The sequence below is a fragment of the Bradyrhizobium sp. ma5 genome, from assembly GCF_042258955.1.
Lineage (GTDB): Bacteria > Pseudomonadota > Alphaproteobacteria > Rhizobiales > Xanthobacteraceae > Bradyrhizobium.
Genome location: NZ_CP170156.1, coordinates 5,346,058 through 5,366,939 on the forward strand (window position 1 = coordinate 5,346,058; position 20,882 = coordinate 5,366,939).

Genomic DNA, 20,882 nt, shown 5'->3' on the forward strand with positions numbered 1-20,882 from the left:
GCGGCAGACGCGCCAAGGATCACTCGAACTAACCACGTGAACAGGGAGAAACTCATGGGCCGCCTCGAAGGCAAATCCGTCATCATCACCGGCGCTGGAAGCGGCATCGGCCGCGCCGCCTCGCTGCTGTTCACCAAGGAAGGCGCCAAGCTGATCGCGGTCGATCGCACCGACGGCGTGAACGAGACCGCCAAGCTGGTGCGCGATGCCGGCGGCACGGTCGAAGCCGTCACTGCGGACGCCGGCTCGGAGAGCGACGTGAAGGCCTTCATCGAGAAGGCGCTGTCGAAGTACGGCAAGCTCGATGCGATCTGGGCCAATGCCGGCGTCAGCGGCGGCCTCATTCCGCTCGCCGACCAGACCCCGGAACATTGGCATGAGGTGCTGCGCGTCAACCTAATCGGGCCGTTCCTCGCGATCAAGCATTCGATCCCGCACATGACCAAGCAGGGCTCCGGCTCGATCGTCTGCACCGCCTCCGTCGCGGGCCTGAAGTCCGGCGCCAGCGGACATCCCTACGGCGCGAGCAAGGCCGGCGTCATCAGCCTGGTGCAGACCACGGCCTACTCGCTCTCCGGCACCGGCGTGCGCATCAACGCGGTCTGCCCGGGCCTGATCGAGACCGGCATGACCAAGCCGGTGTTCGATCGCGCCAAGGAGCGCGGCACCCAGGACAAGATCGGCCAGCTCAATCCGCTCAAGCGCCCCGGCCAGCCGCACGAACTCGCCGCGATGGGATTGTTCCTGGCAAGCGACGAGGCGTCCTATGTCAACGGCCAGGCCATCCCGGTCGACGGCGGCCTCACCGCGTCGATGCCGTATACGGGCAAGCCGATTTAACGACGGTACTCTCCGTTCGCGGCGCAAGCCCGCGAATGGCGCGATGACGGCGCCACATCCACCACCGTCGTCCTGGCGAAAGCCAGGACCCAAAACCGCCAAACTTGATTGTGACCGGGAACGCGGCCCCAGCATCACGCAACAATTCTCATTTGGGGTAATGGGTCCTGGCTTTCGCCAGGACGACATCGAATGTGCCGCGCATCGAGAGCCGTAGGACGGGTAGAGCAAAGCTAAACCCACCATGTCACGGCGCGGATGCATTTTGATCGGCAGGCAACGGTCCGAATATTGCTTGGCGGCGGCAGGCAAACCAGCTGTTATACTTTGCTGGCAGGATCGCCGGCACATCAGCAATTCCCTGCACACTCCCTCGTACCCGAACAGGCAATGCAAAATCAACGCCCCGACCGTATCCGCAAGCTACTGGCCGACCTCGTCGCGTTCGACACGGTCAGCGACCGCAGCAACCTGCCCCTGATCGACTACATCGAGCGCTACCTCGGCTCGCTTGGCGTCAGCGGACAGCGCATCGTCGATGACACCGGACAGAAGTCCTCGCTGTGGGTGACGGTCGGCCCCGATGACAAACCCGGGCTGGTGCTGTCGGGGCATACCGATGTCGTGCCGGTCGCCGGACAGGACTGGAGCCACAACCCGTTCGAGCTCGTCGAGCGCAACGGGCGGCTGTACGGCCGCGGCACCACCGACATGAAGGGCTTTGTTGCGGTCTGTCTCGCGATGGTCCCGGAAATGCTCGCGGCCGATCTGAAGACGCCGATCAACCTTGCGATTTCCTATGACGAGGAGATCGGCTGCGTCGGCGTACGCCCGATGCTGCGCGAGGTCGCACGCAAGCCGATCAAGCCGCTCGGCTGTTTCGTCGGCGAGCCGACCCGGATGCAGGTGATCATCGGCCACAAGGGCAAGCACGGCGTGCGCGCCACGTTCCGCGGGCTCGCCCGCCACTCCTCAATCGCGCCCGACGGCGTCAACGCCATCGAATACGCCGCCGACCTGATCACCGAAATCCGCCGCCGCGCCGCGTTGCTGGCCGCGGATGCCGAGCGAGACAGTCTCTATGACGTCGCGCATTCGACCCTGCTCACCAGCATCGTGCATGGCGGCGCCGCACTGAACATCGTGCCCGACAGTTGCGTGGTGGAGTTCGAATGCCGCGGCATCGGCATCACCGAGTCCCGACAGGTGACGGACGCGATCATCGCCTGGGCCAAGGCCGAGATCGAGCCTGCCATGCGGAAGCGCCATCCGGACTGCGGCATCGATTTCGAGGAAATCCTCGACTACCCCGCGCTCGACACCGCAGCTGACGCTGCCATCGTCACCCTCGCCAAGCAGCTCGCCGGCCGCAACGACCACGCCAAGGTCGCGTTCGGCACCGAGGCCAGCCTGTTCGTCAGCATGGCGGATGTGCCGTCGGTGGTAGTGGGCCCCGGCGGAATCGCGCAGGCGCACACGCCGGATGAGTTCGTCGAGATGTCTCAGCTCGAGGCCTGCGGCGAGTTCGTCGCCCGGCTGATCGCGCATTGCGCGAAGTGATATTCTGCTGCGTAGGGCGTGAAACGGGAGCCCGGGACCATGTCGACCGAGAAAGAACGCCAGCAAGGCGGCGTATCGGAAACCCTCCGCGTGGCCGTGCAGGCGCTGATCATCGCGCTGGTGATCCGCACCTTCCTGTTCCAGTCCTTCAACATTCCGTCGGAGTCGATGGAATCGACGTTGCTGGTCGGCGACTACCTGTTTCTCTCGAAGTACAGCTACGGATACACGCATTACTCCCTGCCGTTCTCGCCACCGCTGTTCTCCGGCCGCATCTTCGGCTCCGAGCCCAAGCCGGGCGATGTCGTGGTGTTCCGGCTGCCGAGCGACGACTCGATTGATTTCATCAAGCGGGTGATCGGCCTGCCGGGCGATCGCATTCAAATGATCGACGGTGCGCTGTACATCAACGGCGCCGCGGTCAAGCGCGAGCGGGTCGATGATTATGTCGACCGTGACGAGGGGCCGCGCCCGGTCCGCGTCAAGCGCTGGCGCGAGACGCTGCCGAACGGAGTCAGCTACGACACGCTCGATCGCATCGAGCGTTCCGAATACGACAACACACAGGTCTATGTGGTGCCGCCGGGGCATTTCTTCGCGATGGGCGACAACCGCGACAACTCGGCCGACAGCCGCGTGCCGCCTGCGCGCGGCGGCGTCGGCTACGTGCCGTTCGAGAACCTGATCGGACAAGCCAAGGTGATCTTTTTCTCGATCGGCAATGAAGCGCCGGCATGGCAAGTGTGGCGCTGGCCGGCTTCGGTGCGCTGGAACCGGCTGTTCGCCGGCATTCACTGATGCTCGGTGCGTAGGGCGGGTTAGCCGAAGGCGTAACCCGCCGCTCCTGCGTCGCGGCACCGTCGGCGGATTACGCCTTCGGCTAATCCGCCCTACAAATCTCTACAACCCATCCGGCGGCAGACCCGGACCCGTCGCGGCCGGGCGGAGCTTGTCGCGCTTGCGCTCGCGGTAGAAGGCGTAGAGGCCGGAGGCCACGATGATCGCAGCGCCAGCGAGCATCTGCACGTCGGGCTGGTGGCCGAAGGTGAGATAGCCGAGCAGCATCGCCCACAGCAACGCGGAGTAACGGAACGGCGCCACTGCCGAGATGTCGCCGGTGCGCAGCGACACGATGATGCATTGGTAGCCGATCAGGATCAGCACCGCGGCCAGCACCAGCAGGCCGAGCGCGTGGCCCGACGGCGGCCGCCAGCCGCCAAGCGGGACAAGAACGGCAGCGCCGGCCGTCGTCACCGTCACGGTGGTGAGCAGCGTAATGAACACGGTCGGCAGCTGTTTCGGGATGCGGCGGGTGGCGAGATCGCGCACCGCGCAGAAGCCGACTGACGCCAACGCCAGCAGCGACGCCTGGCTAAAGCCCTCCGCCCCCGGCCGGACGATGACCAGCACGCCGATGAAGCCTGCGGCAATCGCAAGCCAGCGCCGCCAGCCGACCGGTTCGCCGAACACCAGCGCCGCCCCGAGCGTGATGACGAGCGGCAGCGCCTGGAAGATCGCCGACGCATTGGCGAGGGGGATCTGCGCGATCGCCGAAAGATAGGTCAGCGTGCCGCCGATCTCGCCCATGACGCGCAGTCCGACCGGCCAGATCAGCAGCGCGCCAAAACTGCGCAGCGCGTCGCGGTACCAGGCAAGTGCTGCGACCAGCATCATCGCGACCAGGCCGCGGACCAGCAGGATCTCGCCGATGTTGAGCTCGGCCGATACCGCCTTGGTGATGGCATCGTTGGCCGTGAAGCTGGCCATGGCCGCAGCCATGAACAGGCTGCCGCGAAGATTCGGGGAAAGGGCCAAAGTGAAAATGTCCGATCAGGACCAGGGCGGGCGTTGACCGGACTGACTTGCCAAAGCGGCGCTGCGAACTCAAGTCACAGATGGCTACAATGCGGAAACATGCCGCACCACGCAGAAGCGGCGCGATTGTGCTCCCTCGCCCCGCTCGTGCGGGGAGAGGGTTGGGGTGAGGAGCTTTCGCCGTATCAACGGCGATAGATGTGTTTGCGGAGACTCCCCTCACCCGGACCGCATCTTGCGATGCGACGTAGCCGAAGCTGCGGTTCGGCATTCTAGAGAACGGCCGCCGGAGGCGGCCTATGCTCTCCCCGCAAGCGGGGCGAGGTAAGGCGGAAGCAGAAGCGGCGCGAACCCTGGGGGATCGCGCCGCGTTTTCGTTGTCAGATTGCGCCGGCCTTCTGCGCGTATTCCCATGACGCCTGCGACAGCGGCACGGTGCGCTTGGCCGACTCGAGGGCCTTGGCATTCGCGGCGGTGCCATCGCGGACGCGGCCCGCAATGCCCTGCGTGATGCCCGCGAGGCGGAACAGGTTGTAGGAGAAGTACCAGTTCAGATCCGGCACAGCCATGCCGGTGACGTCGCAGTAGATCCTCGCGGCCTCGTCCTGGCTCGGAATGTTCAACGCCTTGAGGTCGGCATTGGCGAGGCCCGGCATGGTCCACTGCATCAACAGATAGGTGAAGTCGGCCATGGGATCGCCGAGCGTCGACAATTCCCAATCGAGCACCGCCTGCACCCGCGGCTCGGTGGCGTGGAAGATCATGTTGTCGAGGCGATAGTCGCCGTGCACGACCGAGACGCGCTTCTGCTCCGGCACCGTCTTCGGCAGCCACTCCGCGAGCTTCTCGAACTCCGGAATGTGCTGCGTCTCGGACGCGCGGTACTGCTTGGTCCAGCGGTCGACCTGGCGCGCAAAATAATTGCCGGGCTTGCCGAAATCGCCGAGGCCGATCTTTTCGGGATCGAGCATGTGCAGCTTCGCCAGCGTCTCGATCTTGCTGGTGAATATCTTGTGGCGTGCGTCGGGCTCCTGGCTCGGCAGCGTCGGATCCCAGAACACCCGCCCCTCCTCCATCGACATGATGTAGAAGGCCGAGCCGATCACCGCATCGTCGGTGCACAGCGCGTAGGCTTTCGCGACCGGGAAATTCTGCTTGCCGAGCGCCGCGATGACGCGGAACTCGCGATCCACCGCATGGGCCGACGGCAACAATTTACCGAACGGCCGGCGACGCATCACATAATTGCGGCCGGGAGTCTCGAGCTTGTAGGTCGGGTTGGACTGGCCACCCTTGAATTGCAGGACCTTGAGCGGGCCCTGATAGCCCTCGACGTGTTCCTGCATCCAGGCCGCGAGGTTCGCCTCGTTGATACGATGGCGCTCCTCGACTTCCCTTGTGCCGGAAAATTCTTCGTCTTTCCTGACGCCGTCCGCCACGATGACGCTCCCTCAATTCAGTTTTTGGGGAGCGCCGTCGGACGCTCCTTCAATCAGGCTGGCACGCCAGCCTGATTTCTCTTTTTCATTCTGAGCACGATGTCAGCGCGAACGCCATGCGTTCCGCGTCATGCTCAGTGCGACGTGTTTGCATACTTCCGAAGTTCAAGTCTGGCAATGGCGCGATTGTGCACCTCGTCCGGACCGTCCGCCAGCCGCAGCGTGCGGATGTGGGCATAGTCCTTGGCGAGCCCGGCCTCGTCGGAGACGCCGCCGCCGCCATAGGCCTGGATCGCCTGGTCGATGATCTTCAGCGCCATGTTCGGAGCTGCGACCTTGATCATCGCGATCTCGGCCTGCGCGGTCTTGTTGCCGACCTTGTCCATCATGTCGGCGGCCTTGAGGCACAGCAGGCGGTTCATCTCGATATCGGTGCGGGCCTCGCCGATGCGCTGCTCCCAAACCGAATGCTCGATGATCTTCTTGCCGAACGCGGTGCGCGAGGCGAGCCGCTTCACCATTTTCTCCAGCGCCTCTTCGGCCTTGCCGATGGTGCGCATGCAGTGATGGATGCGGCCCGGGCCGAGACGGCCCTGCGCGATCTCGAAGCCGCGGCCTTCGCCGAGCAGGATGTTCTCCTTCGGCACACGGACGTTTTCGAGCAGCACCTGGGCATGGCCGTGCGGCGCATCGTCGAAGCCGAACACCGGCAGCATCTTCTCGACCTTGATGCCGGGGGTGTCGAGCGGCACCAGGATCTGCGACTGCTGCTGATGCTTGGCGGCGTTGAAGTCGGTCTTGCCCATCAGGATCGCGACCTTGCAGCGGGGATCGCCGACGCCCGACGACCACCATTTGCGGCCGTTGATGACGTAGTGATCGCCGTCCTTCTCGATCCGGGTCTCGATGTTGGTGGCGTCAGAGGAGGCAACCGCCGGCTCGGTCATCAGGAAGGCGGAGCGGATCTCGCCGTCCATCAGCGGGCGCAGCCACTTGCGCTTCTGCTCCTTGGTGCCGTAGCGGATGAACACTTCCATGTTACCGGTATCGGGGGCGGAGCAGTTGAACACCTCGGACGCCCAGGAGATGTGGCCCATCTCTTCCGACAGCAGCGCGTATTCGAGGTTGCTCAATCCCGCGCCGTGGAATTCGTCGTCCTCATGCGAGGACGGCGGCATGAACATGTTCCAGAGGCCTTCGGCCTTTGCCTTCTTCTTCAGATCCTCGAGGATCGGGATCACCTTCCAGCGCGGGCCTTCGGCGTCCTGCTTGTCGTAGATCGGCACGGCGGGGCGGACATGCGTTTTCATGAAAGCCTGAACGCGCTCAAGCCATTCCTTCTGCCTGGCCGACATCGTGAAATCCATGGGACGCTCCTCGTTTCCTAGACTTGGGCCGCTGACCTGGCCATGAACTCGGGCCCTGATTGAGTCTCGAACTTCGGCCTTGGCCTTTTGGGCAACATTGTTGACCCCGCCTCCGCGGCCCGCAAGGGCGTTCGCGAAAACGGCGGCGGTGGTGTGCCAGAACGCCGCCCCGCGATCAGCGGATTGACATTTCCGGCTCTTCAAACGATAGTTTCATACAAATGTTTGAAATGCAACTCCCTGTCGTCTTCGTCATTCCCCGGCATACCGCGGAATAACGGAAAGGCTCTCAGCCATGGCCAGCGACCAAACCAGATCCGCCATTCTCGCCGCCGCCGAGCGGCTCTATGCCGACCGCGGCTTCGGCGACGTCACGCTGCGCGACATCGTCGCGGAGGCGAACGTCAACCTCGCGGCGGTGAACTATCATTTCGGCTCCAAGGACGAATTGATCGCGGAACTGTTCGTCACCCGCAGCATCCAGACCAACCGCCAACGTCTCAATGAATTGAAAGCGGCGGAGGAAAACGGCGGCGGCCGCGCCTCGATCGAGGACATCATGCGCGCCCTCGTCGGCCCCACCTTGCGCGGCTGCCTCGGACCCGATCGCGAGGGCTCGACCGCGGCGCGTTTCATGATCCGGGCCTCGATCGAATCGGTGCCGCCGATCCGCCGCATCAAGAACCGCGAGGTCGATCACTTGCGCAAGTTCGCCGCCGCGATGCGCCGCGCGATGCCGGGCCGCGACGACACCGAGCTGTATTGGGGCCTGCACTTCGCGCTCGCGATGGCGCATCACACCATCCGCGAGAAGGAACGTCTGCTGCGGCTGTCGGAAGGCAAATGCGATCTCGACGACGTCCGCGCCATCATCGATCGCGTGGTCACGGTCTCGGTGATGGCGCTGACGATGGGCGACGTGCCGAGCAAGCCGGCGCTGCGGCCGGTCGTGGTGCACGGCCGGCTGACGCGCCAGGATCTGTAAGTGGCCCTGCCCTACACCATCGCGATGCAATCGATCTCGATGTCGAACGGCCCGGTCCATTCCGGGATGCAGACGAAGATCCGCGCCGGCAGATCATCCGCGAAGTATCTCCGGTAGATCGCGTTGAAGGTCGCGAAGTGCTTTGCCGAGGTGCAGAAGATGTTGCACTTCATCACATTGTCGAACGACGCGCCGGCGGCCTCGAGGCATTGCCTCAGCTGCTCCATCACCAGCTCACTCTGCCGCTCGATCGAGGCCCCAGTGGCGATCTCGCCGGTTGCCGGATCGAACGGCGGCAGGCCGGAGACAAAGATCATGTTGCCGGCGCGGGTGACCGCCGACGCCGGCGCCTTCCAGCGCTCCAGCCAGCTCGAGATCGGTTCGACGCGGACCACTTCCCGTTTCATGATGGTACCTTCGATAAGGGATCGATGGCGCCAATCTAGCAGGCTCGTGTCAATGATGCTTCGATTTAGGTCGAAGTGTTATCGCGAGCCCCCTCTCGCTCCGTCATCCTGAGGTGCGAGCTCTTGCGAGCCTCGAAGGATGAACGGCCACCAGCCGGGCCGTTCACCCTTCGAGACGGCCGCTGCGCGGCCTCCTCAGGATGACGGAATTACGCGGCGGGGCTCCGGCGCGGGCCTACAGAATCCCCTGCGCCTTCAGCCCTTCGACCTTGGCGTCATCATAGCCGATGGTCGCCAGCACGTCCTTGGTGTCGGCCCCGAGCAGCGGCGGGGCGCGGTAGTCGGTGATCGGCGTGCCCGAGAAGGTCAGCGCGTTGCGGATCAGCGACAGGTTCGGCTCGAAGGGGTGATCGACCTTCACCCGCATGCCGCGCGACTGCACGTGCGGATCGCTGAACACCTGCTCGAAATTGTTGATCGGGCCCGACGGCACGCCGGCCTCCTCGAGCTTCTCCAGCCAGTAGGCGACCGGATGCTTCAGGAACAGGCCGGCGAAGATCGCCATGATCTCCTTGCCGTGCACGACGCGGTCGTTGTTCCTGACGAAGCGCTTGTCGTTGGCGAGCTCGGGTTCGCCGAGCACGGCGCAGGTGCGCTGGAACTGGCCGTCATTGCCGACCACCAGCATCAATTCTCCGTCGGTGCAGCGGAACACGCCGGCCGGCATGCCGCCATTGCCCCAGGTGCCGCGGCGCGGCGGCATGTTGCCGTTGACGAGATAGATCTGCAGCCAGTGCGACAGCGAGGCGATCACGGTGTCGAACAGGCAGACGTCGACATGCTGCCCTTCGCCATTGTTGGCGTCGCGATTGTAGAGCGCCGACAGAATTCCGATCGAGGTGTTCATGCCGGTCATGTAGTCGACGATCGAGGGGCCGACCTTCATTGGGCCGGCGCCGGGCTCGCCGTCGATATGGCCGGTGACGCTCATCAGGCCACCCATCGCCTGCAGGATCGCGTCATAGCCGGCGCGCGTGGCGTAAGGGCCGGTCTGGCCGAAGCCAGTCACCGAGCAATAGATGATGCCGGGGTTGAGCTGCTTGATGGTGTCGTAGTCGAGGCCATAGCGCTTGAGGTCGCCGACCTTGTAGTTCTCCATCATCACGTCGACCGACTTGGCGAGCTCGCGGATGATCGCCTGCCCTTCGGGCTTGGCGATGTTGACCGTGACCGACTTCTTGTTGCGGTTGGCGCAGAGGTAGAACGAATTGTTGTTGTTCGCCTTGCCTTCGGGATCGGGGAGGTAGGGCGGGCCGAAGGCGCGGGCGTCGTCGCCGCCGCCGGGCCGCTCGATCTTGATCACCTCGGCGCCGAGATCCGCCAGCATCTGGGCCGACAGCGGGCCCGCGAGCACCCGCGTCAGGTCGAGAATCTTGATGCCCGAAAGTGGCAGAGCCGACATGAACGTTCCTCCGAAATCTTGCTCAATCTTGATTATCCGGCGCCGGACCGTGTCCCGCCCCCATCTTGGGCGCGCCAGAGCTTGCCGATACACCATTTTGGCGCCGCGAGCACTGCATTGTCGGCATGAAGCTATCCCCGTGTGGCGCAGCGGCGGAGTCCTTCGGGAACCGGCCGCGAGGATCGGCCGATTGCCGCCACGCGAAATTGTGAAGTTGGCCGACACCGATTTGCCCCAGCGTCAGCGGTACTTTATCGCGACGAGGAGGACATCATGCGGACATTCACGACGGCCGGGCTGCTGATGCTGCTTGCGGCCGCAATGCCGGCAGCCGATGCGCGCGGCGGCCACGGCCATGGTGGCGGCCTGCACGGCATGTATGCCGGCGGCGCCGGTCGCGGCGGCGGATTTGCTGCCGATAAACGCCACGCCGACGACCCCTACACCAAGGCGGCCTCCGACGAGGAGGACCGCCTGCTCAACAGCAAGCTGAAGAGCATCTGCCGCGGCTGCTAGGACACGGACTCATTCTAGAGTCAAAACACATCGATCGTCGGAAACCGGGCATCCCCGGTGATGCAATCCCAAAGGTAGATTGCAAGGCCGATGTCACCGGTCCAAAGCGAATACCGGCCGCGGCCGGTAACCATCTGAGCGCCACGAAACTGGACGATGGCCGTCATGGCGAACTGGCGCGCGCGGTCGAGCCAGATCGGATCATTCGTGCGTCGGTAGAGCTTGAGGAATGCGTAGCCGTTTCCGCCCGTGCCGTGGCAGATGTTCGAGCCCTTTGTCAGCGGTCCGGCGGCCCAGGCAAAGCGCCCGCCATCCACCAGAAGCGCGTCAAATTCCGGCGTAGCGAACGGCGCGTCGGCAAAGCTCGTCACCATTCCCGGCGCACCGTGACAATGCTGGCATATGAAAAGCCGCTTCTCGCGCTTGCTTCTCGGGCCCCATGTCGTGCCAATGTCGTAGCGCCACGCATTCTCTTCAAGCGACTTCGGCACGAATTCGGCGACGTGCGCCTGCTGCGCTGCCGTCAACCAATCCCATCCGAGCAATAACGGGATCACGTTGCCGGCAAAGCCGTGAACCGGCCCGAGAAAGCGATCCTTGGCACCGTAGAGATCCTGGGTCCAAAGTGGACCTTGCGGCGTGTCCTCCAGTTCGGCCAACAGCCGCGCCGCCTGCACTTCGAACAGGCCGCGCCATCTCAATTCCCCGGTCATCCTGCTCATGTGGACTGCCGCGACCATCGACCCCGGCATTCCCCACATCAGCTCCCGGATCGGCAGTTCATTGTTTGCTTCGGCCCGGCTATAGACCAGGTCGGCGAGGCTCGATGTCGGCTCAAGGCGCATCGCGAGAAGTGCCGCCCCCATGTCGCCGCGAAGCAGCGAGCCATGCTTCTCATAATCGGGCAGCGAACTGGCGTCGTGGTCGATTACGGTCTGCTCGATCAGCTTCGGCAGCACGGGGCGGAAATCGCCGGCGACCTGGGTAGCCCCCGTGCGGTGCAAGTAATCCAGTGCCCAAATGACCCCGGCCGCCCCCTTGTAGAAGCTGGGATCACCGTCTCCTCCGCCGTCTTCACTCGGGTGAGCCGGCCAGAACGTATCGGGATGAAAATGTGCGACCGCATCGGCCGCAATTTCTTCGATCGCGACCCGAACAGCCGATTCATTCCAGGCGTCCGGTGCAAGCGGACGATGACGTCCCGCGGTAATCATGGCGTAGCGGCTCCTGCTCCTGAGCGCCGTCCATCTGTACTTCGGGTGAGGCAAGTAAGGATGGCACGATTGAACGAAAGCTATCCAAAAGCATGCCGCGCGGCAAACCAGCTGCACCACCTGAAGGCGCGGCGCAGCGATGAGGCGTCAAGTCGGCGCCGGGTCTCAGGACGCGATCGCCTGCTGCGGCCGCGCGGTGGCGCCGATCAGCTTGCCGATCTCGGGCTTGCAGCCGCCGCAATTGGTGCCGGCCTTGAGGCAGCGGCCGATCGCCTCGACGCTGTCGGCGCCCTTCCTGATCTCTGCGGTGATCTGGTGCCGTCCGACGCTGAAGCAGGAACAGACGATCGGCCCGACATCCTCGCCCGCGCCGAACGGCCGCCCGGCCAGCAGCGCCATCCGCGCATTGGCCGACAATTGCTGCTCGGCGAACAACCCGGCCAGCCACGCCCGCGATGGCAGCACGTGATCGGGCGCGATGAACACGCAGCCCTCGAGCCGGCCCTCGCGCACCGCAGCATAGCGGAAGCGGCCGGCAGCCGGATCGCGATAGGCGATCCATTCGATCTCGACGCCTTCGAGGCCGAGCTGCGCCCGCGCCCAATCGCGCCAGCTCTCCGGGCGGACGTCGAGCGCGAGCTCCAGCCGCGTGCAATCGCCGGCCTTGCCGTAAACCCAGTAGCCGCTTGCCGGACGCTTGATCGCATCGCGGCTCAAGATGAAGGCGTGCCATTTCGGCGCGTAAGGATCGGCCTTGACCGGCGTGTGCTTGGACTCCGGCTGGCCGGACAGCGGATCGACCACCGGATTGACCAGCGCGTTGACGCGGCCCTCGCCAGCGAATTCCTCGTTCCAGTGCATCGGCACGAACACGCAGCCACGGCGCTGGTCGGCGCTGACCACGACGCGCGCAATCATCTCGCCCCAGCTGCTGGTCAGCCGCACCAGTCCTTCGTTTTGCAGCCCGGCCTGCCGCGCATCCTCAGGGTGAAACTCGGCATAGGGCTCGAAGATATGCGACAGCAGCCGTCCGGTTTTCCCGGTCCGGGTCATGGTGTGCCACTGATCTCTGATACGACCGGTGTTGAGCACCAGCGGAAAGTCGCGGCTCGTCGCATGCTGCGCCGCGCGCGGCGCGACCGGCACGAAGCGCGCCTTGCGGTCGGGCGTGAAGAACTTCTGGCTCTCGAACATCCGCGGCGTGCCGGCCGGATGGTCCGATGTCACCGGCCACTGCACCGGCGCCAGCGCGTCATAGGCGCGATCATCGAGCGCAGCCAGCGCCGAGATATCGAAATCGCGCTGGCCTTGATTCTCGAAGCCCGACAATTCGGCGTGCTCGCGGAACACCTCCGCGACCGAGGCGTAGTCGAAGCCGGAATATCCCATACGACTGGCGACGTCGCAGATGATGCGCCAGTCGGCGCGCGCCTCGCCTGGTGCTGCGAGGAACGGCCGCTGCCGCGAGATCCGGCGCTCCGAATTGGTGACGGTGCCGTCCTTCTCGCCCCACGCCAGCGCCGGCAGCAGCACATCGGCATGCCGCGTGGTGTCGGTGTCGCGCATGCAATCCGTCACCACGACGAGCTCACACGCGTCGAGCGCCGCACGCGCGCGATCGGCATCGGGCAGGCTCACCACCGGATTGGTCGAGATGATCCACACCGCCTTGATGCGTCCGTCGGCGATGGCGTCGAACATGTCGACCGCTTTCAGCCCGCCCTTCTCCGCAATGACAGGCGCGCGCCAGAAGCGCTGCACCAGCTCGCGATGCGCGGGATTCTCGATTTCCATGTGCGCGGCAAGCTGGTTGGCGAGCCCGCCGACCTCGCGGCCGCCCATCGCGTTGGGCTGGCCGGTGAGCGAGAACGGACCCATGCCGGCACGGCCGATGCGCCCGGTCAGGAGGTGGCAATTGATGATGGCGTTAACCTTGTCGACGCCGCTCGACGACTGGTTGATGCCCTGCGAATACAGCGTGACGACACGTTCGGTCTTCGTGAACCAGTCGAAGAACAGTCCGACCGCGCCTTCGCTCAGCCCACACGTCGCGGCGGTCTGCGCCAGGGTCTGGCCGGCCACCTGCTTGAGGGCGTCGACGATCCCCGTCGTGCAATTGCCGACAAAGCCGCGATCGACCGCGCTGCTGCCGGCGAGGAACGCGAACAGCCCGTTGAACAGCACGGAGTCGCTGCCGGAGCGCAGCGGCAGATGCAGATCGGCGCCCTCGCAGGTCGCGGTGCGGCGCGGATCGATCACCACGATCTTGCACGCCGGGTTCTTCTCCTTTGCCGCCAGCATGCGCTGGTGCAGGATCGGATGGCACCAGGCGGCGTTGGAGCCGACCAGCACCAGCAAATCCGCCTGCTCGAGATCCTCGTAGCAGCCCGGCACGGTGTCGCTGCCGAAGGCGCGCTTGTGCCCCGCGACGCTGGACGCCATGCACAGCCGCGAATTGGTGTCGATATTGGCGGTGCCGACAAAGCCCTTGGCGAGCTTGTTGATGACGTAATAGTCCTCGGTCAGCAGCTGGCCGGAGACATAGAACGCGACCGCATCGGGCCCGTGCTCGCGGATGACCTTGTTAAAGCCATCGGCGACGCGATCGAGCGCGTCGTGCCACGCCGTGGGCACGCCGTCGACGACAGGCTCGAGCAAACGCCCATCGAGATCGATGGTCTCGGCGAGCGCCGAGCCCTTGCTGCACAGCCGGCCGAAATTGGCCGGATGCTGCTTGTCTCCCTCGACCTGGACCGCGCCCGCCGCGTCCTTCGACGCGATGACGCCACAACCGACACCGCAATAGGGACACGTGGTCTTGACGGGCATGGCTGGCCGATCCTTGCCCGCTCAGCTCACCGCGGCCGCCTGTCGCACCGACAACCAGACAACGCCGTTCTCGACCTTGGCCGGATGGGTGTGCGTGCAGCCCTCGTCGGGCGCGACCGCCTGGCCACTGGCCAGCTCGATGACGAAATTATGCAGCGGGCAGGTCACGCGCTTGTTGTGCACGATGCCCTGCGACAGCGGCCCACCCTTGTGCGGGCAACGATCATCGAGCGCGAACACCTCGTCGCTCTCGGTCCGGAACACCGCGATGTTGCCGCCCGGCGTGCGCACCACGCGCGAGCCGAGCCGCGGAATGTCGTCGAGCGCGCCGATTTCGATCCAGCTGGTCATGCGAGCTCCAATTCGGCGAGAGGCGCGAACTCGTTGCGGTCGACGCCGCGGCTGGCGCGCTCGGCCCACGGATCGGTCTGCGCAAACTGCTGCGAATGGGCAAAGCGGGCGAACAGCGCCTTGCGGTTCGCGATGTCGTCGACCACCCGCTTCCTGATCTGCTCCAGACCGACGCGGTCGCACCACTTGTACATGCGCTCCAGATACCAGCCCTCCTCGCGGTAGAGCTGGGTCAGCGCCACGATCACCTCGAGCGTCTCGTCCTCGGTCTCGACCTTGGTCAGGAACTCGGTGCCCTTGATGTGCAGGCCCGCGGCGCCGGCGAAATGGATCTCGTAACCGGAATCGACGCAGACCACGCCGACGTCCTTGCAGGTCGCCTCCGCGCAGTTGCGCGGGCAGCCGGAGACGCCGAGCTTGACCTTGGCCGGCGTCCACGAACCCCACATGAACTTCTCGAGCTTGACGCCGAGGCCGGTGGAGTCCTGAGTGCCGAACCGGCACCATTCGGAGCCGACGCAGGTCTTCACCGTGCGCAGGCCCTTGGCGTAGGCATGGCCCGACACCATGCCGGCGTCGTTGAGATCGGCCCACACCGCCGGAAGGTCCTCCTTCTTGACGCCGAGCAGGTCGATGCGCTGACCGCCGGTGACCTTCACCGTCGGGATGTTGAACTTCTCGGCGACATCGGCGATGGCGCGCAGCTCGCTCGGCGTGGTGACGCCGCCCCACATCCGCGGCACCACCGAATAGGTGCCATCCTTCTGGATGTTGGCGTGGACGCGCTCGTTGATGAAGCGCGACTGCTGATCGTCGCGATATTCGCCCGGCCAGGTCGCGAGCAGGTAGTAATTGAGCGCTGGACGGCAGGAATGGCAGCCGTTGAGCGTCTTCCACTCCATGAAGCGCATGACGGCGGGAATGGTCTTGAGCTGCTGCTCGACGATGACGCGGCGGACGTCGTCGTGGCTGTGATCGGTGCACTTGCACAGCGGCTTGACCTTCGGCGCCGCCGAATAGTCGCCGCCGAGCGTGAACGCCAGCACCTGCTCGACGAGGCCGGTGCAGGAGCCGCAGGACGATGACGCCTTGGTATGGGCGCGGACGTCATCGAGCGTGAACAGCTTCTTCTCGGAGATCGCCTTGACGATCGCACCCTTGCAGACGCCGTTGCAGCCGCAGATCTCGGTCTCGTCGTTCATCGCGGCAACCGAGTTCTGGCCGCTGACGCCGCCCTCGCCGAGATTGGCGGCGCCGAACACCAGCCGCTCGCGCATATGCGAGACGTCGGTGCCGTCGCGCAAATGCTGGAAGTACCAGGGGCCGTCGATGGTGTCGCCATAGAGCACGGCGCCGACGATCTTCTTGTCCTTCAGGATGATGCGCTTGTAGACGCCGCGATTGGCGTCCTGCAGCACGATCTCCTCCTTGTCCGGTCCCGGCGCGAAGTCGCCGGCCGAGAACAGGTCGATGCCGGTGACCTTCAGCTTGGTCGAGGTGACCGAGCCGTCATAGGTGGCAAAGCCCTTCATCGCGAGGTGGTTGGCGCAGACCTTGGCCTGATCAAACAGCGGCGCGACGAGACCGTAGGTCTGGCGGCGGTGCTGCACGCATTCGCCGACCGCATAGATGCGACCGTCATAGGTCTGCATGGTGTCGGAGACGACGATGCCGCGCTCGCAGTAGAGCCCCGCCTTCTTGGCGAGCTCGAAGTTCGGACGGATGCCGACCGCCATCACCACGAGATCGGCCGCCAGCTCGGTACCGTCGCCGAAGCGCACGCCGGTGACGCGGTCCTCGCCCAGGATCGCCTGGGTCTGCGCCGGCATCTTGAACACCATGCCGCGCTCTTCCAGCGACTTGCGCAAGAGACCGCCGGCCACCGGATCAAGCTGGCGCTCCATCAAAGTGTCGAGCAGATGCACGACCGTGACGTTCATGCCGCGCTTCATCAGCCCGTTGGCGGCCTCGAGGCCCAACAGGCCGCCGCCAATCACGACGGCGTTGCGATAGTCGGTCGAGGCCTTGATCATGCGGTCGACGTCATAGATGTCTCGGAAGCCGATCACGCCCGGCAGGTCCTTGCCCGGCAGCGGCAGCATGATCGGATTTGAGCCGGTCGCGATCAGCAGGCGGTCATAGGGCACGCGCTCGCCTGCCTCGGTGACGACTTCACACGTGCGGCGATCGATCATGCTGATCGTCTCGCCCTTGCGCAGCGTGATGTTGTTGTCCTCGTACCAGTCGACGGTGTTGAGCATGATGTCGTCGACGGTCTTCTCGCCGGCGAGCACCGGCGACAGCAGGATGCGGTTGTAATTGCCGTACGGCTCGGAGCCGAACACCGTGATGTCGTAGAGATCTGGGGCGCGCTCGAGCAGCGCCTCGACCGTGCGGATGCCGGCCATCCCGTTGCCGATCACCACGAGCTTCTGCTTGGTCACTTTGTCGAGCATGGTCTGCCTTTCAATTCCGACGGCGCTATCCAGCGACGCGGCGTGCGTCGTTGATAGGCACCGATAAAGGTTTGGAGTTGTAGGAAGCCCAGCCGCGGGCGCAGACCGTCTTCGATGACGACCGATGTTCCGTTACTGACTGATATTCAAAACGCGTGCCAACTCCCCGCGGACGAATCTGATTGCAAAATCAATGGGTTTTCGGCCATCTCAAATCGGCCGGGCGGCACGCCGCGCAGACGACAGGCCAAATTTTAAGCCACGCCGATGATCTCTTGTGCATCACAGCATCAGCGGCCGCGGCCGCAATCGTGAACCCGCCATTGATACGCTATCGCGCGCTCGTGACGCATCGCACAAGAAAGCATCAGCATGCGCGTTTGCGCGGCGGCGCTTGCTGCAAGCCACGCCAATTCCGAGCGCCGAACTTGGTTCGCGATCTCGCGGCAACGTCTTGCGACTGCAAGGCAAAGCGACGCGATCGATTCGATGGCACGCAACTTGCTGACCTGAACTCTTGACGGAGTGCGTCTCAACGGCGAGCGCGCTCACGCATTCACCCACATTCGATTTATCTGCGCCCGAGAGCGTCGCACGTCAGCGGCCATCTCCGCCGCATCACCGCGAGACGCTTGCGATGAAGCTAGCTGAGTTCAAGAAGGCAGGTCACTGGCCGACCCTGCTCGCCGCGTTCCTGTACTTCGACATCAGTTTCATGGCGTGGGTCGCGCTCGGACCGCTGATCGTCTACATCGCGCGCGACATGAATCTGGCTGTGAACGAGAAGTTCACCCTGGTCGCCATTCCCGTGCTGGCCGGCGCGCTATTGCGCGTGCCGATGGGCATTCTCGCCGACATCATCGGCGCCAAGCGCACCGGCATCATCGCCCAGCTCGTCGTGATCGCTGCGACCGCATCGGTCTGGCATTTCGGGCTGACCAGCAAGCTCGCAATCGAGCTGTTCGGGCTTGCGCTCGGCGTCGGCGGCGCCTCGTTCGCGGTCGCCCTGCCCCAGGCCAGCCGCTGGTATCCGCCGCAATATCAGGGCCTGGTCATGGGGATCGCCGGTGCCGGCAATATGGGCGTCGTGCTCGACACGCTGCTCGCGCCGACCATTGCCGAACATTGGGGCTGGCAGGCCGTGTTCGGCTGCCTTTTGATTCCGATGCTGATGGTGCTCGCCTATTACTCATTCGCGGCCAAGGACGCGCCGGGCGAGCGCAAGAAGATTTCGCTGAAGGCCTACGGCGCGCTGCTGAAGGATTCCGACAGCCGCTGGTTCATGTTCTTCTACTTCATCACCTTCGGCGGCTTCGTCGGCCTCGCCAATGCGCTGCCGCTCTATTTCACCGTGCAGTATCACGTCTCGGGCGTCGCGGCCGGCATGCTGGTCGCGCTGATCGTCGCGTTCGGTTCGGGCTTCCGCCCGGTCGGCGGCATGATCGCCGACCGCATCGGCGGGATTCGTTCGCTGTCGATCCTGTTCGGCGTGGTCGTCGCCGCCTATCTCGTGATCGCCTTCATGCCGGAGGGCCCGACTGCGCCGACCGCGGGCGGCTGGGCGCTGACCGAGCTGCCGCGCATCGCCTGGATCTCGGTGCTGCTGTTCTCGATCGGCGTGCTGGCGCTCGGCATGGGCAATGGCGCGGTGTTCCAGCTGATCCCGCTGCGCTTCCGCCACGAGATCGGCCTGATGACCGGGCTCGTCGGCTGCGCCGGCGGCGTCGGCGGCTTCTTCCTCGCCCAGACCCTTGGCTTCGCCAAGGGCATGACCGGCGGTTTTGGCGCCGGCTTCCTGTTCTTCGGTGTGCTGGCGTTGCTTGGCTTCATCGGACTTGCGATGGTCAAGGTCCGCTGGCGCACTACCTGGGGCGCGGTGTCGGGAGCGCGCGTCTAACGGCCCGCTCCGAAAAGGACGGGTTCGGACGTGGCGAACGGCGCGCAACACGATCTGGGCGTACGCGTCGGTTTCGCCAGCGAGACCGGCAAGCGCGCAGCCAATGAGGACTATGTCGCGGCCTGCCTCGGCCAGCCGGGCGCGCTGCATCGCGACGTCGTGGCCGCGGTCGCCGACGGCGTCGGCGGCCACAAGGGCGGACGGGAGGCGGCGGAAGTCGCGGTCCGCAGCTTCATCGATGCCTATTATTCGCTGCCCGAGACGCTCGGCGTTCGCCGCCGCGCCGCGCGGGCGCTGGAAGCTTCCAACAGCTGGATCTACGGCCAGGGCCGCGTCGACGCCGCGCGCAGCGGCATGGCCTGCGCGTTCTCCTCGATCATCCTGTCGCGGCGGCAATGCCATGTGATCCATATCGGCGACACCCGCGCCTACCGCCTGAGCGATGGACGGCTGGAGCGGCTGACGCAGGACCACATCGCCGGTCGCGGCGACCTCGCCCATATGCTGAGCCGCGCCATCGGTTTCGAGGAGTTCGCCCGCTTCGATTACACCTCGGTCGGGCTGCGGCAGCATGACCGTCTCGTGATCTGCAGCGACGGGGTTCACGGCGCGCTCTCCGATTCCCGCCTGCAGCAGCTGCTGGAGGAACGCACGCCGCCCGACGAGTCGGCGCACAGCATCGTCGATGCCGCGCTCGCGGCCGGCAGCAGCGACAACACCACCGCGCTGGTGCTCGACGTCGTCGACCTGCCGCCAGCGGATCGCGACGACCTTACTCATGCGATCGCGACCTTGCCGATTTTGGACTTGCCCGAGAGCGGCGACACGATCGACGATTTCGCGCTCCACGACGTGCTGTCCGACGGGCGCTACAGCCGCCTGTTCAAGGCGACCGACAAGCGTGCCGGACGCGAGGTCGTGCTGAAGTTTCCGCATCCGCGGGTCGCCAGCGAAGGCTCCTACCGCCTCGCCTTCGTGCGCGAGGCCTGGGTCGCCGCGCGCGTCCGCAGCCTGTGGATCGGCGAGATCATCGAGGTGCCCGCGGAGCGGCAGACCAGGCTCTATTCGGCGATGCCGCTCTACGAGGGCGAAACGCTGGAACAGCGGCTCAACCATGCGCCGCGGCTGTCGCTCACCGAGGGCATCGCGATCGCAACCAAGCTGGTGCGCGCGGTCACCGCGTTGCACCGCGCCGGCATCATCCATCGCGACATCAAGCCCGACAACGTGATCCTGCTGAAAGATGGCGGATTGCGCCTGGTCGATCTCGGCGTCGCGCGCGTGCCGCTGCTGGAGGATTTTCCCGCCGAGGACATTCCGGGCACCGCGAGCTACATGGCGCCCGAGCTGTTCGGCGGCAAGGCCGGCGACGAGGCCTCCGACCTGTTCGCGCTCGGCGTCACCGTCTACCGCATGTTCACCGCGAACTATCCGTTCGGCGAGATCGAGCCGTTCTCGCGGCCACGGTTCGGCAAACCGGCGCCGCTGTCACGCTACCGGCCTGACCTGCCGGCCTGGCTCGACGCGGTGATTGGCAAGGCGCTCAGCGTGGAACCCGCGCAACGCTTCGGCGACGCCATCGAGTTCGCGCACGAGCTCGAGAACGGCGCGACCTGGGCCGGCCCCGCCGTCACGACCCGCAAATCGCTGCACGACCGCGATCCCGTGACCTTCTGGAAGGTGCTGTGCGCCATCCTGGCCCTGATCATCGTCGTGCTGCTGGCGCGGCATTAGCGGGCTGTTG

Annotated in this window: 16 protein-coding genes; 7 read left to right on the forward strand and 9 right to left on the reverse strand. The window is 65.1% G+C overall.

Annotation, left to right across the window (positions count from 1 at the left end):
• Nucleotides 1–54: 54 nt before the first annotated feature.
• The 3 genes from ACE103_RS25005 to lepB all read left to right on the forward strand — a co-directional run bounded on the left by ACE103_RS25005 (nucleotide 55) and on the right by lepB (nucleotide 3,198).
• Nucleotides 55–840: an SDR family NAD(P)-dependent oxidoreductase gene (locus ACE103_RS25005; RefSeq protein ID WP_375775258.1), complete on the forward strand. Its 786-nt coding sequence runs from the start codon at nucleotides 55–57 to the stop codon at nucleotides 838–840.
• A gap of 390 nt (nucleotides 841–1,230) precedes the next feature.
• Nucleotides 1,231–2,400: an acetylornithine deacetylase gene (gene argE, locus ACE103_RS25010; protein WP_375775259.1), complete on the forward strand. Its 1,170-nt coding sequence runs from the start codon at nucleotides 1,231–1,233 to the stop codon at nucleotides 2,398–2,400.
• A gap of 39 nt (nucleotides 2,401–2,439) precedes the next feature.
• Nucleotides 2,440–3,198 carry a signal peptidase I gene (lepB, locus tag ACE103_RS25015; RefSeq protein ID WP_375775260.1) on the forward strand — a complete coding sequence of 253 codons (759 nt, stop codon included), beginning with the start codon at nucleotides 2,440–2,442 and terminating at the stop codon, nucleotides 3,196–3,198.
• A 102-nt stretch (nucleotides 3,199–3,300) separates the two neighbouring features.
• Here lepB and ACE103_RS25020 read toward each other — a convergent pair whose 3' ends face one another.
• The 3 genes from ACE103_RS25020 to ACE103_RS25030 form a co-directional block, all read right to left on the reverse strand.
• Nucleotides 3,301–4,215, reverse strand: coding sequence for a DMT family transporter (locus tag ACE103_RS25020; protein ID WP_375775261.1), 915 nt, complete (start codon nucleotides 4,213–4,215; stop codon nucleotides 3,301–3,303).
• A 380-nt stretch (nucleotides 4,216–4,595) separates the two neighbouring features.
• On the reverse strand, nucleotides 4,596–5,654 hold the full coding sequence (locus tag ACE103_RS25025) for a phosphotransferase family protein (protein WP_375775262.1): 1,059 nt from the start codon (nucleotides 5,652–5,654) through the stop codon (nucleotides 4,596–4,598).
• A gap of 134 nt (nucleotides 5,655–5,788) precedes the next feature.
• Complete coding sequence (locus ACE103_RS25030; protein ID WP_212309687.1) at nucleotides 5,789–7,021, reverse strand: acyl-CoA dehydrogenase family protein; 1,233 nt, start codon at nucleotides 7,019–7,021, stop codon at nucleotides 5,789–5,791.
• Between the two features lie 295 nt (nucleotides 7,022–7,316).
• On the opposite strand from ACE103_RS25030, the gene ACE103_RS25035 reads away from it, so the two are divergent.
• Nucleotides 7,317–8,006 carry a TetR/AcrR family transcriptional regulator gene (locus ACE103_RS25035; RefSeq protein WP_375775263.1) on the forward strand — a complete coding sequence of 230 codons (690 nt, stop codon included), beginning with the start codon at nucleotides 7,317–7,319 and terminating at the stop codon, nucleotides 8,004–8,006.
• 11 nt (nucleotides 8,007–8,017) lie between these two features.
• On the opposite strand, the gene ACE103_RS25040 is transcribed toward ACE103_RS25035, so the two are convergent.
• Entirely contained in the window at nucleotides 8,018–8,413 is a 396-nt protein-coding gene (locus ACE103_RS25040) for a Rid family hydrolase (protein ID WP_375775264.1), read from the reverse strand.
• Between the two features lie 235 nt (nucleotides 8,414–8,648).
• On the reverse strand, nucleotides 8,649–9,875 hold the full coding sequence (locus ACE103_RS25045; RefSeq protein ID WP_375775265.1) for a CaiB/BaiF CoA transferase family protein: 1,227 nt from the start codon (nucleotides 9,873–9,875) through the stop codon (nucleotides 8,649–8,651).
• A 273-nt stretch (nucleotides 9,876–10,148) separates the two neighbouring features.
• On the opposite strand from ACE103_RS25045, the gene ACE103_RS25050 reads away from it, so the two are divergent.
• Nucleotides 10,149–10,391 (forward strand): hypothetical protein, encoded by a 243-nt coding sequence (locus ACE103_RS25050; protein WP_375775266.1) that lies wholly within the window; start codon nucleotides 10,149–10,151, stop codon nucleotides 10,389–10,391.
• Nucleotides 10,392–10,411: 20 nt separating this feature from the next.
• On the opposite strand, the gene ACE103_RS25055 is transcribed toward ACE103_RS25050, so the two are convergent.
• The 4 genes from ACE103_RS25055 to nirB form a co-directional block, all read right to left on the reverse strand.
• Nucleotides 10,412–11,605, reverse strand: coding sequence for a LanC-like protein (locus tag ACE103_RS25055; RefSeq protein ID WP_375775267.1), 1,194 nt, complete (start codon nucleotides 11,603–11,605; stop codon nucleotides 10,412–10,414).
• A 165-nt stretch (nucleotides 11,606–11,770) separates the two neighbouring features.
• Nucleotides 11,771–14,434 (reverse strand): molybdopterin-dependent oxidoreductase, encoded by a 2,664-nt coding sequence (locus ACE103_RS25060; protein ID WP_375775268.1) that lies wholly within the window; start codon nucleotides 14,432–14,434, stop codon nucleotides 11,771–11,773.
• A gap of 21 nt (nucleotides 14,435–14,455) precedes the next feature.
• On the reverse strand, nucleotides 14,456–14,785 hold the full coding sequence (gene nirD / locus ACE103_RS25065; RefSeq protein WP_074130559.1) for a nitrite reductase small subunit NirD: 330 nt from the start codon (nucleotides 14,783–14,785) through the stop codon (nucleotides 14,456–14,458).
• On the reverse strand, nucleotides 14,782–17,241 hold the full coding sequence (nirB, locus tag ACE103_RS25070) for a nitrite reductase large subunit NirB (RefSeq protein ID WP_375775269.1): 2,460 nt from the start codon (nucleotides 17,239–17,241) through the stop codon (nucleotides 14,782–14,784). The genes nirD and nirB overlap by 4 nt, the downstream gene beginning before the upstream one ends.
• 637 nt (nucleotides 17,242–17,878) lie before the next feature.
• Between nirB and ACE103_RS25075 the strand changes: the two genes are divergently transcribed.
• Together ACE103_RS25075 and ACE103_RS25080 are read left to right on the forward strand one after the other, a co-directional pair.
• The gene (locus ACE103_RS25075) at nucleotides 17,879–19,138 is read left to right on the forward strand and encodes an MFS transporter (protein WP_375775270.1); all 1,260 of its coding nucleotides are present in this window, start codon (nucleotides 17,879–17,881) and stop codon (nucleotides 19,136–19,138) included.
• 30 nt (nucleotides 19,139–19,168) lie between these two features.
• Entirely contained in the window at nucleotides 19,169–20,872 is a 1,704-nt protein-coding gene (locus ACE103_RS25080; protein WP_375775271.1) for a protein kinase, read from the forward strand.
• Nucleotides 20,873–20,882 lie beyond the last annotated feature (10 nt).

Excerpts from the sequence above, each read along its gene's own strand:
- lepB (WP_375775260.1), top strand. The coding sequence starts at position 2,440 with ATGTCGACCGAGAAAGAACGCCAGCAAGGCGGCGTATCGGAAACCCTC.
- nirB (WP_375775269.1), bottom strand. The coding sequence starts at position 17,241 with ATGCTCGACAAAGTGACCAAGCAGAAGCTCGTGGTGATCGGCAACGGG.
- ACE103_RS25030 (WP_212309687.1), bottom strand. The coding sequence starts at position 7,021 with ATGGATTTCACGATGTCGGCCAGGCAGAAGGAATGGCTTGAGCGCGTT.
- ACE103_RS25050 (WP_375775266.1), top strand. The coding sequence starts at position 10,149 with ATGCGGACATTCACGACGGCCGGGCTGCTGATGCTGCTTGCGGCCGCA.
- ACE103_RS25055 (WP_375775267.1), bottom strand. The coding sequence starts at position 11,605 with ATGATTACCGCGGGACGTCATCGTCCGCTTGCACCGGACGCCTGGAAT.
- ACE103_RS25040 (WP_375775264.1), bottom strand. The coding sequence starts at position 8,413 with ATGAAACGGGAAGTGGTCCGCGTCGAACCGATCTCGAGCTGGCTGGAG.
- ACE103_RS25035 (WP_375775263.1), top strand. The coding sequence starts at position 7,317 with ATGGCCAGCGACCAAACCAGATCCGCCATTCTCGCCGCCGCCGAGCGG.
- ACE103_RS25075 (WP_375775270.1), top strand. The coding sequence starts at position 17,879 with ATGAAGCTAGCTGAGTTCAAGAAGGCAGGTCACTGGCCGACCCTGCTC.
- nirD (WP_074130559.1), bottom strand. The coding sequence starts at position 14,785 with ATGACCAGCTGGATCGAAATCGGCGCGCTCGACGACATTCCGCGGCTC.
- argE (WP_375775259.1), top strand. The coding sequence starts at position 1,231 with ATGCAAAATCAACGCCCCGACCGTATCCGCAAGCTACTGGCCGACCTC.
- ACE103_RS25045 (WP_375775265.1), bottom strand. The coding sequence starts at position 9,875 with ATGTCGGCTCTGCCACTTTCGGGCATCAAGATTCTCGACCTGACGCGG.
- ACE103_RS25005 (WP_375775258.1), top strand. The coding sequence starts at position 55 with ATGGGCCGCCTCGAAGGCAAATCCGTCATCATCACCGGCGCTGGAAGC.
- ACE103_RS25060 (WP_375775268.1), bottom strand. The coding sequence starts at position 14,434 with ATGCCCGTCAAGACCACGTGTCCCTATTGCGGTGTCGGTTGTGGCGTC.